A 12,025-nucleotide genomic window follows, 5' to 3' on the forward strand; every position below is an offset into this window, starting at 1 on the left:
TTCGGGGCCGATTTCCGCCGGGCCTTAGGCTGGTCGCGTGAGCGTCACCCCCACCACCCGCCGGCCGGCCATCGGGCCGCTGCTGGTCGGTGTCGCGGTCCTGGCCGGCGCGGTGGCCGCGGGCACCGGCGGGCTGTCGTTGGCCGCCGCGCTGACCACCACCGGGCTCGCCGACCCGGGACCGGCCACCACCTACGGGCTGCCGTTCATCCGCGCGGCCGGGGAGATCGCCGCCGTGCTGGCGGTCGGCTCGTTTCTGACCGCGGCGTTCCTGCTGCCGCCGCAGGCCAACGGGGTCCTCGACGCCGGCGGCTACCGGGCGTTGCGGCTGGGCACCGTCGCCTCCGGGGCCTGGGCGGTGTGCGCGGCGCTGCTGGTGCCGCTGACGATCTCCGACGTCTCCGGGCACCCCGTCACCGAACACCTCAACCCCGTCGAACTGTGGTCGGTCGCCGGGCTGGTCAACGTCGCCTCGGCGTGGCGCTGGACCGCGGTGCTCGCCGCCGCCGTCACCCTCGCCAGCCTGGCGGTGCTGCGCTGGTCGTGGACGCCGGCGCTGCTGGCCGCATCGCTGGCGACGCTCATCCCGCTGGGGCTGACCGGGCACTCCGCCGCGGGCGGCTCGCACGACCTGGCCACCAACAGCCTGCTGATCCATCTGCTGGCCGGCGCGCTGTGGGCCGGCGGACTGCTGGCCCTGCTGGTCCACGCCCTGCGCCGCGGTGAGCACGCCGATGTGGCGGCGCGCCGCTTCTCCGCGCTCGCCCTGTGGTGCTTCATCGCGATGGGGCTGAGCGGGGTGGTCAACGCCGGCGTCCGGGTGCTGCCCGAGGACCTGCTGACCACCGACTACGGGCGGTTGGTGATCGCCAAAGCGGTGGCGCTGATCCTGCTGGGCGTCCTCGGGTGGCGGCAACGCCGCAGCGGGGTGGCCGCCCTGCGCGCCGACCCGCAGGCCCGCGGGGCGCTGATCCGGCTGGCGCTGATCGAGGCGGTGATCTTCGGCGCCACCTTCGGCATCGCGGTCGGCCTGGGCCGCACCCCACCGCCGCCACTGCCGATCGGCAACCCGTCGGTTCCGGAGGTCCTGATCGGCTACGACTTCGCCGGCCCGCCCACGGTGGCGCGGGTCCTGTTCGATTGGCGTTTCGACCTGCTCTTCGGTACCGCCGCGATCGTGTTCGCCGGGGTCTACCTGGCCGCCGTGCTGCGGCTGCGCCGCCGCGGGGACGCCTGGCCGGCCGGGCGCACCCTCGCTTGGCTGGTGGGCTGCCTGGCGTTGTTATTCGCCACCTCCTCGGGCATGGGCCGCTACATGCCGGCGATGTTCAGCATGCACATGGCCGCCCACATGTTCCTGTCCATGCTGGTCCCGATCCTGCTGGTACTGGGCGCGCCGACCACGCTGGCGCTGCGCGCGCTGCCGGCCGCAGGCAAGGACAACCCGCCCGGGCCCCGGGAGTGGCTGCTGGCCGGGTTGCACAGCCGGATCTCGGTGTTCTTCACCAACCCGATCGTGGCCGCGGTGATCTTCGTGGTCGGTTTCTACGGCCTGTACTTCGGCAGCATCTTCGACAGTGTGGTGAACAACCACGCCGGCCACGTCGCGATGAACATCCACTTCCTGCTCAGCGGATACCTCTTCTACTGGGTGGTGATCGGTATCGACCCCACCCCGCGACCCATCCCACACCTGGCGAAGATCGTGGTGGTGTTCGCGTCGCTGCCGATGCACGCCTTCTTCGGGGTGCTGCTGATGGGCCGGCACACCGTGCTCGGTGAAACGTTCTACCGCGCGCTGGGGCTGGACTGGCACACCGACCTGATCGGCGACCAGAAACTCGGCGGCGGGATGGCGTGGGCCGCCGGTGAACTCCCGTTGCTGATCGTGATGATCGCGCTGCTGGTGCAGTGGCACCGCAGCGACGAACGCTCGGCACGCCGCCAGGACCGCGCCGCCGACCGCGACGACGACGCCGACCTGGCCGCCTACAACGCGATGCTGGCCGAGTTGGCCCGCCGCGACTCGCCCGGGCGGGTCTGAGCCCGCTTATCCCCAGACGCCGGTTGATCCCCAGGTCGGTGCGGCGGCGGCCGCACCGTTGCCGGCGCGTCGGTGTCCGCGGGCTTAATGGGGCCAGCCCGCGAGGCGGGACACCATGAGGGGAGACACCATGTTCGAAACACCGTTGACCGTGGTCGGCACCGTCGTCGCCGAGCCGCGCCGACGACAGGTCGGTGACCGGGAGGTCATCAGCCTGCGGGTGGCCAGCAATTCGCGGCGGCGCACCGCCGACGGCGACTGGGAGCCGGGCAACTCGCTGTTCATCACGGTCAACTGCTGGGGCAAGCTGGTGACCGGGGTGGGCGCGGCGCTGGCCAAGGGCGCCCCGGTGATCGCGGTCGGAAACATCCACACCAGCGAATACGACGACAAGGCCGGTGTCCGCCGGTCCTCGCTGGAGATGCGGGCCACCGCCGTCGGACCGGACCTCTCCCGCACCATCGCCCGCATCGAGAAGCCGGCCTACACCGGTGCGCCGGTCGAACCGAGCCGCCCCGCGTCCCCACCGGCCGCTGCGGACAGCGCCGCCGGCGCCGGCGGGGAGCCGGACGGCGAAGCGGAGCCGGAGGCCGGCGAGGAAGCTGACACCGCTGGTCGGAGCGGTCGACTACCGCTGACCGCCTAGGCTCGCCGGCGCGGCCCCTAGGATGGTCTGCGAGCACCACCCCCAAACCAGGAAGGCATCACCGCGGCATGGCCGAATACATCTACACGATGAAGAAGGTCCGCAAGGCACACGGCGACAAAGTCGTGCTCGACGACGTCACCTTGAGCTTCCTTCCCGGGGCCAAGATCGGCGTCGTGGGCCCCAACGGCGCCGGGAAGTCCAGCGTCCTGCGCATCATGGCCGGCCTCGACAAACCCAACAACGGTGAGGCGTTCCTGGCCAACGACGCCACCGTGGGCATCCTGCAGCAGGAGCCGCCGCTCAACGAGGAGAAGACCGTCCGCGGCAACGTCGAGGAGGGCCTCGGCGAGATCAAGGTCAAGCTCGACCGGTTCAACGAGGTCGCCGAACTGATGGCCACCGACTACTCCGACGAGCTGATGGAGGAGATGGGCCGGCTTCAGGAGGAACTCGACCACGCCAACGCCTGGGACATCGACTCCCAACTCGAGCAGGCCATGGACGCCCTGCGCTGCCCGCCCCCCGACGAACCGGTGACCCAGCTCTCCGGTGGTGAGCGCCGCCGGGTGGCGCTGTGCAAGCTGCTGCTGTCCAAGCCGGACCTGCTGCTGCTCGACGAGCCGACCAACCACCTCGACGCCGAAAGCGTGCAGTGGCTCGAACAGCACCTGGCCGCCTACGCCGGGGCGATCCTGGCCGTCACCCACGACCGGTACTTCCTGGACAACGTCGCCGAATGGATCCTGGAACTCGACCGCGGCCGCGCCTACCCCTACGAGGGCAACTACTCCACCTACCTGGAGAAGAAGGCCGACCGGCTGGCGGTGCAGGGCCGCAAGGACGCCAAACTGCAGAAACGATTGCAAGACGAGCTGGCCTGGGTGCGTTCGGGCGCCAAGGCCCGGCAGGCCAAGAGCAAGGCCCGGCTGGCCCGGTATGAGGAGATGGCGGCCGAAGCCGAGAAGAACCGCAAGCTCGACTTCGAGGAGATCCAGATCCCGGCCGGCCCGCGGTTGGGCAACGTGGTGGTCGAGGTCGAGCACCTCGACAAGGGCTTCGGCGGACGCACCCTGATCAAGGACCTGTCCTTCACCCTGCCGCGCAACGGCATCGTCGGGGTGATCGGCCCCAACGGCGTGGGTAAGACCACCTTGTTCAAGACCATCGTCGGGCTCGAAGAACCCGACAGCGGCACGGTCAAGGTCGGTGAGACCGTCAAGCTCAGCTACGTCGACCAGACCCGCGCCGGGATCGACCCGAACAAGACCGTCTGGGAGGTCGTCTCCGAAGGGTTGGACCACATCATCGTCGGCGAGACCGAGGTGCCGTCGCGCGCCTACGTCTCGGCGTTCGGGTTCAAAGGCCCCGACCAGCAGAAGCCGGCCGGGGTGCTCTCCGGCGGGGAACGCAACCGGCTCAACCTCGCCCTCACCCTCAAGCAGGGCGGAAACCTGATCCTGCTCGACGAACCCACCAACGACCTGGACGTGGAGACACTCGGGTCACTGGAGAACGCCTTGGAGAAGTTCCCCGGCTGCGCGGTGGTGATCTCCCACGACCGCTGGTTCCTCGACCGGGTCTGCACCCACATCCTGGCCTGGGAGGGCGACACCGACAACGAGGCGACATGGTTCTGGTTCGAGGGCAACTTCGGCGCCTACGAGGAGAACAAGATCGAACGCCTCGGCGCCGAAGCGGCACGCCCGCACCGAGTCACCCACCGGAGGCTCACCCGCGGCTAGGGTTGGGGTCACAACAGCGTCGAGGCGATAGCCAGGGCAGGGGCAGACGATGTGACAGCCGATCCGAAGGGAACGACCTGCAGCCTGGCCGGGGGAGCGGACTTCACCCGCGCCGAGGACATTCCCGACTGGATCACCGCCGCCTACACCGACAGCTATCGCGCGCCGCGTAGCGAGGCGCCCCGACGCCAGGAGCCGACCGAACCCGCGGCGACGCTGACCCCGGCGATGCTGAGCGCGCACTGCCGGCTCGGGCAGCGACGCCGCGCCGACGACATCGGCGTCGCCGTCTACCCCGAAGACGACCCCGCCGGCTTCGGCCCGGCCATCCAGGTGGTGACCGGTCACGGCGCCCTGCTGATGGATTCACTCGCGGTCCTGCTGCACCGCCTGGGCGTCGGCTACGTCGCGATCATGAACCCGGTCTTCGCGGTGCGCCGCGACCCCGACGGCACCCTGCAGAGCATCGCGCCCGGCACCCCAGCCGAGGCAGCCAACGAAACCTGGATCCACGTCCAGTTGGCGCCGCACACCGACCCCCGGGTGCTCACCGAGGCCGAGCGGCTGCTGCCCACCGTCCTCGGTGACGTCCGGCAGGTCACCGCCGACACCACCGCGATGATCGACACCCTCGACCGGCTCGCCGACGCCGTCGACACCGATCCCGCCGGCCGCTTCCCGGCCCCCGACCGCCACGAGGTCGCCGAACTGCTGCGCTGGCTGCGACGCGGGCATTTCGTGCTGCTGGGCTACCAACGCGGCACCGTCGAGGGGGAGCGGGTCACCGCGGCCGACGACGACCGCCTCGGGGTGCTGCGGCTGCGCACCGCCACCCACACCCGGCTGGCCGCCGACCACGACCTGCTGGTCCTCGCCCAGGCCACCACCCCCAGCTACCTGCGGTTCGGCTCCTACCCCTACATCGTGGTGATCCGCGAGACCGCCGCCGACGCCGTCATCGAGCATCGGTTCATCGGACTGTTCACCGTCGCGGCGATGAACGCCAACGTCCTGGAGATCCCGGTGGTCGCCGGCAAGGTGCAGGCGGCGCTGGAGCTGTCCGAACGCGACCCCAGCCACCCCGGGCAGCTGCTGCTCGACATCTTCCAGACGATCCCGCACTCCGAGCTGTTCGCCGCGACCGCCGAACAGCTCCTCACCATCGCGATGGCGGTGGTGGACCTCGGCACCCGGCGACGGGCCCTGCTGTTCGTGCGCGGCGACCGCCTGGGCCGGTTCGTCTCTTGCCTGGTGTACCTGCCGCGTGACCGCTACACCACCGCGGTCCGGCTGGCCATGCAAGACATCCTGGTTCGCGAATTCGGCGGCACCGGCCTGGAGTACACCGCGCGGGTCAGCGAAGCCCCGTGGGCGCTGGTCCACTTCGTGGTGCGCCTGCCCGCCGACGCCGGCTCGTCCGGTGTCGACACCTCCGAAGCGAACCGGTCCCGGCTCCAGGATCTGCTCACCGAGACCACCCGCACCTGGGCCGACCGCCTGCTCGCCGACGCCACCGGCACCGCCGTGGCCTCAGGCACACTCGAGCACTACGCGGCCGCCTTCCCGGAGGTGTACAGGCAAGGGGTCGCGCCGAGTGAAGCGCTCGAGGACATCGCGGTGATCGAGGCGTTGACCGACGACTCGGTCAAGTTGGTTCTGAGCCGGCTCAACGACGAAACCTCGCAACTGACCTGGTATCTGGGCGGACACGGTGCGTCCCTGAGCCGCCTGCTGCCGATGCTGCAGTCGATGGGCGTCGTGGTGATCGAAGAGCACCCGTTCACCGTCACCCGCACCGACGGGCTGGCTGTCTGGATCTACAAATTCAAGGTCTCCCCGCACCCGACGATCACCCTGCCGCCGCAGGGCCCACAGCGCGACGCCGCCGCCGAACGGTTCGCCGACGCGGTCACCGCGATCTGGCAGGGCCGCGTGGAGATCGACGCGTTCAACGAACTCGTACTGCGCGCCGGACTGACCTGGCCACAGGTCGCGATCCTGCGCGCCTACTCCCGCTATCTGCGGCAGGCAACGTTCCCCTACAGCCAGCACCACATCGCCGCGGTGCTCAACGAGAACCCCACGACCGCGGCGTCGCTGGTGGAGTTGTTCGAGGCACTGTTCGACCCCGACCCGGACGGCGCCGCCGCCCGCGACGCGCACGCGGCGGCCACGGCGGTCAGCGCCGACATCGACGCTCTGGTGAGTCTCGACACCGATCGGATCCTGCGGGCCTTCGCCGCGCTCATCCAGGCCACCCTGCGCACCAACTACTTCGTGACGAAACCCGACTCGGCGAGCGCGCACAACGTGCTCGCCGTCAAGCTCGATGCCGCGCAGATCGACCAATTGCCGCTGCCACGACCCAAATTCGAGATCTTCGTCTACTCCCCGCGCGTGGAGGGTGTGCACCTGAGGTTCGGCTACGTCGCCCGCGGCGGGCTGCGCTGGTCGGATCGCCGTGAGGACTTCCGCACCGAGGTGCTCGGGCTGGTGAAAGCGCAGGCGGTGAAGAACGCCGTCATCGTGCCCAGCGGCGCCAAAGGCGGATTCGTGGTCAAGAACCCGCCGACCCCGACCGGGGACGCCGCCGCCGACCGGGACGCCACCCGCGCCGAGGGCATCGCCTGCTACCGGCTGTTCATCTCCGGGCTGTTGGAACTGACCGACAACATCGACCACGCGACCGGCGCGGTCAGCGCGCCGCCACAGGTGGTGCGCCGCGACTCCGACGACGCCTACCTGGTGGTGGCCGCCGACAAGGGCACGGCCAGTTTCTCCGACATCGCCAACGAGGTCGCCGCCGACTACGGCTTCTGGCTGGGCGACGCCTTCGCCTCGGGTGGATCGGTCGGCTATGACCACAAGGAGATGGGCATCACCGCCCGCGGCGCCTGGGAGAGCGTCAAACGCCACTTCCGGGAGATCGGCGTCGACACCCAAAGTGAGGACTTCACCGTCGTCGGCATCGGTGACATGAGTGGTGACGTGTTCGGCAACGGCATGCTGCTGTCGCGCCACATCCGCCTGGTCGCGGCCTTCGACCACCGGCACGTCTTCCTCGACCCCGACCCCGACGCACGGAGTTCGTGGACGGAACGACGCCGCCTGTTCGACCTGCCGCGCTCGAGTTGGGACGACTACGACCGATCGCTGCTCAGCGAGGGCGGCGGCGTCTACAGCCGCGAACACAAATCGATCCCGGTCAGCCCCCAGGTCCGCGCCGCGCTGGGCCTCGACGACGACGTCACCGAGCTGGCGCCGCCCGCACTCATCCGTGCGGTGCTGCGCGCCCCGGTCGACCTGCTCTACAACGGCGGCATCGGCACCTACATCAAGGCCGAGAGCGAGGCCGACGCCGACGTGGGCGACCGCGCCAACGACGCCGTCCGGGTCAACGCGAACCAGTTGCGCGCCAAGGTCGTCGGCGAGGGCGGCAACCTGGGCGTCACCCCCCGGGGCCGCATCGAGTTCGACCTGTGCGGTGGCCGGATCAACACCGATGCGTTGGACAACTCCGCCGGGGTGGACTGCTCCGACCACGAGGTCAACATCAAGATCCTCATCGACTCGCAGGTCACCGCCGGGACGATCCGCGCCGAGGAGCGCGCCGAGTTGCTGGCTTCGATGACCGACGAGGTGGCCGAACTGGTGCTGGCCGACAACGCCGCCCAAAACGACCTGATGGGCACCAGCCGCGCCAATGCCGCCAGCCTGCTGCCGGTGCACGCGGCGCAGATCCGCGACCTCGAGGAGCGCGCCGGGCTCAACCGGCAACTCGAGGCGCTGCCCTCGGAGAAGGAGATCGGTCGGCGCGCCGGCGCCGGCCTGGGGCTGACCTCCCCGGAACTGGCGACGCTGATGGCCCACGTCAAACTCTCGCTGAAAGAGGACCTGCTGGGCACCGACCTGCTCGACCAGGACGTGTTCGCCGCCCGGCTGCCGGTGTACTTCCCCGCGCCGCTGCGCGAGCGGTTCCCCGACGCCATCCGCACCCACCAGCTGCGCCGCGAGATCGTGGCCACGATGACCGTCAACGACCTCGTCGACACCTGCGGTATCGCCTACGCCTACCGCATCGCCGCCGACGTCGGGGTCGGCATGGTCGACGCCGTGCGCGCCTACGCCGCCACCGACGCCATCTTCGGGGTGGGGGAGTTGTGGCTGCGGATCCGCGCCGCGGCCACCGAACACCGGCTGCCCAGCACGGTGTCCGACCGGATGACCCTCGACCAGCGCCGGCTCATCGACCGCGCGGGGCGCTGGCTGCTCAACAACCGGCCCCAGCCGCTGGCGGTCGGCGCCGAGATCAACCGGTTCGCCGCCAAGGTGCAGGCGCTGACCCCGAAACTCGGGGAGTGGCTGCGCGGCGACGACAGCGCCATCGTCGAGCAGCACATCGGTGAGCTCACCGAACACGGCGTGCCCGAGGACCTGGCGTCCGCGGTGGCGTTGGGGCTGTACCGCTACAGCCTGCTCGACATCATCGACATCGCCGAGATCACCGACCGTGACGACGCCGAGGTGGCCGACGCCTACTTCGCCCTGATGGACCACCTCGGCACCGACGCGCTGCTCACCGCGGTGGCCGCGCTGCCCCGGGACGACCGGTGGCGCTCCCTGGCCCGGCTGGCCCTGCGCGACGACATCTATGCTTCGCTGAAATTGCTCTGCGTCGACGTGTTGGCAGTCGGCGAACCCGACGAGGACGGTGTGCAGAAGATCGTGGAATGGGAACAGATCAACGGCTCGCGGGTGCGACGCGCGCAACGCACCCTCAAGGAGATCTACGCCGGCGAGGAGCAGGATCTGGCCGCGCTGTCGGTCGCCGCGCGGCAGATCCGCAGCATGACCCGCTCCGGTGGGCGCGGGATCGCCGGGTGAGCGGCACCGGATTCGTCACCCCGGTCTCGGTGCGCTGGTCGGACATCGACATGTACCAGCACATCAACCACGCCACGATGGTGACGCTGCTGGAAGAGGCCCGCATCCCGTTCCTATCCCCGGTCTTCGGCGCGGAGATCATCACCACCGGGCTGCTCATCGCCGAGGTGCGGATCTCCTATAAAGGTCAGCTGCGCCTGCTGGACTCGCCGCTGCAGGTGACGATCACCGTCGACCGGTTGCGCGCGGTGGACTTCACCCTCGGCTACGAGGTCCGCTCGGTCAACGCCGCCCCCGACTCGCGGCCGGCGGTGATCGCCGAGACCCAGCTGGCCGCGTTCGACATCGACGAGCAGCGCCTGGTGCGGCTGTCCGCCGAGCACCGGGAGTATCTGGGCCGGTTCGTGCGCTGAGTGCCGGACGGACCGGGGGAATCACCGCTGTGCCGTCGTTGCCGCATCATGATGCGTTGGACGTATCATCGTGTCATGCGAACCACCGTGGTCATCGACGCCGACGTGGCTGCCGAGATCGAGCGGCTGCGTCGCGAGGGGCTGGGCATCAGCGAGGCCCTGAATCTGCTGGCGCGCCGGGGGATATCTGCAGGCAGTTCGGTCCGCCAAAAATATCGGCACCGCACCGCGCCGGTCGGATTGAAAATCGACGTCACCGACGTCGCCGACGTTCTGGGCCTACTCGACGATGATCGTTGACGCCAACCTGCTGCTGTTCGCGGTCGATGAGAGCAGCCCCCACAATCCGGCGGCCGCGGACTGGCTGCGGAAAACCCTCGATGGGGACATTCGTGTCGGGCTGCCGTGGCAGACAATCGGTGCGTTTCTGCGGATCATCACCCATCCGCGGGTCAGCCGGAACCCTTTGAGCGGGGCGGCAGCATGGAGCCATGTCGCTGACTGGTTGGCGGTCCCAGTAGTGTGGATACCGCCGGCCACCGAGTCCACCGCCCGGATTTACGCCAGCCTCGGAGAGCGGGTCGAGCTCACCGGGAACCTGGTGCCCGATGCTCAACTCGCCGCCCTGGCGATCGAGCACGGCGTCGAAATCGTCTCTGCCGATACCGATTTCTTGCGATTCCCGGGTGTACGTCTGGTCAACCCGCTCGTGTCGGACTGAACGGTAGACCGGGTCAGGTCATCCAGGCGGCAGTCGCCGGCGGCAACAACTCGCCGGTCAGCGGTCCACTGGCGCAGATCACCGTGCCTTCCGGCAAGGCCGCCGGATGCTCGCCCGCGTTGAGGACACAGACCAAATCACCGCAGCGGAAGGCCAGCACCGCGTCGGGTGACGGTAGCCACGACAGGCCGGCACCCGGTGGGTGTTCGGCGCGGAGACGCAGGGTCCGCCGGTACAGCGCCAGCATCGACCCCGGGTCGCCGTCCTGGCACGCCACGGTCAGCTCCGCCCAGTCGGCCGGCATCGGCAGCCAGGTCCGCGTCGTGGTGGAGAACCCGAACGGCGGAACCGACCCCGACCACGGCAGCGGCACCCGGCAGCCGTCGCGGCCCCGATTTCGGTGCCCGGAACGCTCCCACACCGGGTCCTGGAGCACCGCATCGGGCAACGCCACCTCGGGCAGGCCCAGCTCCTCGCCGTTGTAGACGAACAACACCCCGGGCAGGGCCAGCAACACCAGCGCCATCGCGCGGGCACGGGCCAGACCCACCGCCCCGCCGCCGTAGCGGGTCACCGCCCGCTCCACGTCGTGGTTGGCCAGCGTCCAGGTCGGTGTCGCCCCGACCAGGCCGACCGCGGCCAGCGAGTTGTCGATCGCGTCGCGCAACTCGGCGGCGTCGAACCCCGCCTGCACCAGCCGGAAATTGAAACCCAGGTGCAGCTCGTCGGGGCGCAGGTACTTCGCGAACTCGGCGTTGTCGTGCACCCAGACTTCGCCGATGGTCACCGCCTCCGGATACTCGTCGACGACGGCGCGGATGGCCCGGTGCAGGGCGTGCACGCCGGGCCGGTTGAACCGCGGGTCGTCGTCGCGATGAGCCAGCAACCCGACGTCGGTGGTGGGCATGTCCGGCAGCCCCGGCGGTTTGGCCATCCCGTGGGCGACGTCGATCCGGAACCCGGCCACCCCGCGATCCAGCCAGAACCGCAACGTGCGGGCGAAATCGGCCAGGACGTCCGGGTTGTCCCAGTTCAGATCGGGTTGGGCGGCGTCGAACAGGTGCAGGTACCACTGCCCGGGCCGCCCGTCGGCCTCGGTGACCCGGCTCCAGGCCGGCCCGCCGAACACCGAGATCCAGTTGTTCGGTGGCCGGTTCCCGCCCGGGCCGCGCCCGTCGCGGAAGAAATACCGGTCGCGGGCCGGGCTGCCCGGCGCCGAGCGCAGCGCCTCGACGAACCACGGATGCGCCGAACTGGTGTGGTTGGGCACCACGTCCATCACCACCCGGATGCCGCGGGCGCGGGCCGCGGTCAGCAGTCGCTGCAGTGCGGTGATCCCGCCGAACAGCGGATCGACGTCGCGCGGGTCGGCCACGTCGTAGCCGTGGTCGACCATCGGGGAGACCGTGATCGGGTTGAGCCAGATCCCGTCGACGCCGAGCGCGTCGAGGTGGTGCAGGTGCGCGGTGACCCCGTCGAGGTCGCCGACCCCGTCGCCGTCGCTGTCGGCGAACGAGCGCGGATAGACCTGGTAGAAGACCGCGTGGCGCCACCAGTGGTCGGGACGCACCG

General features: G+C 70.0%; 8 protein-coding genes. 7 read left to right on the forward strand and 1 reads right to left on the reverse strand.

The genetic code is table 11. The features are described 5' to 3' along the window. The first annotated feature begins 37 nt into the window (after positions 1 to 37). The 7 genes from AWC30_RS03580 (at position 38) to AWC30_RS03610 (ending at position 10,453) form a co-directional block, all read left to right on the forward strand. Complete coding sequence (locus AWC30_RS03580) at positions 38 to 2,044, forward strand: bifunctional copper resistance protein CopD/cytochrome c oxidase assembly protein (protein WP_085108829.1); 2,007 nt, start codon at positions 38 to 40, stop codon at positions 2,042 to 2,044. A gap of 130 nt (positions 2,045 to 2,174) precedes the next feature. Then, positions 2,175 to 2,690 carry a single-stranded DNA-binding protein gene (locus tag AWC30_RS03585; protein WP_085108830.1) on the forward strand — a complete coding sequence of 172 codons (516 nt, stop codon included), beginning with the start codon at positions 2,175 to 2,177 and terminating at the stop codon, positions 2,688 to 2,690. A 68-nt stretch (positions 2,691 to 2,758) separates the two neighbouring features. Then, on the forward strand, positions 2,759 to 4,435 hold the full coding sequence (gene ettA, locus AWC30_RS03590; RefSeq protein ID WP_085108831.1) for an energy-dependent translational throttle protein EttA: 1,677 nt from the start codon (positions 2,759 to 2,761) through the stop codon (positions 4,433 to 4,435). Positions 4,436 to 4,486: 51 nt separating this feature from the next. Further along, positions 4,487 to 9,319: an NAD-glutamate dehydrogenase gene (locus AWC30_RS17980; RefSeq protein WP_085108832.1), complete on the forward strand. Its 4,833-nt coding sequence runs from the start codon at positions 4,487 to 4,489 to the stop codon at positions 9,317 to 9,319. After that, positions 9,316 to 9,732, forward strand: a complete 417-nt coding sequence (locus AWC30_RS17985) for an acyl-CoA thioesterase (RefSeq protein WP_264000198.1) — start codon at positions 9,316 to 9,318, stop codon at positions 9,730 to 9,732. Before AWC30_RS17980 ends, AWC30_RS17985 begins: the two co-directional genes overlap by 4 nt. Before the next feature lie 75 nt (positions 9,733 to 9,807). Next, positions 9,808 to 10,032, forward strand: a complete 225-nt coding sequence (locus AWC30_RS03605) for a CopG family transcriptional regulator (RefSeq protein ID WP_085108833.1) — start codon at positions 9,808 to 9,810, stop codon at positions 10,030 to 10,032. After that, positions 10,022 to 10,453, forward strand: coding sequence for a TA system VapC family ribonuclease toxin (locus tag AWC30_RS03610; protein ID WP_085108834.1), 432 nt, complete (start codon positions 10,022 to 10,024; stop codon positions 10,451 to 10,453). The genes AWC30_RS03605 and AWC30_RS03610 overlap by 11 nt, the downstream gene beginning before the upstream one ends. A gap of 13 nt (positions 10,454 to 10,466) precedes the next feature. Here AWC30_RS03610 and AWC30_RS03615 read toward each other — a convergent pair whose 3' ends face one another. Next, a complete protein-coding gene (locus AWC30_RS03615) occupies positions 10,467 to 12,023 on the reverse strand; it encodes a glycoside hydrolase family 13 protein (protein ID WP_085108835.1) in 1,557 nt (518 codons plus the stop codon). Positions 12,024 to 12,025: the final 2 nt, after the last annotated feature.

It is taken from the genome of Mycolicibacillus trivialis (genome assembly GCF_002102395.1).
In the GTDB taxonomy this organism is placed as follows: domain Bacteria; phylum Actinomycetota; class Actinomycetes; order Mycobacteriales; family Mycobacteriaceae; genus Mycobacterium; species Mycobacterium triviale.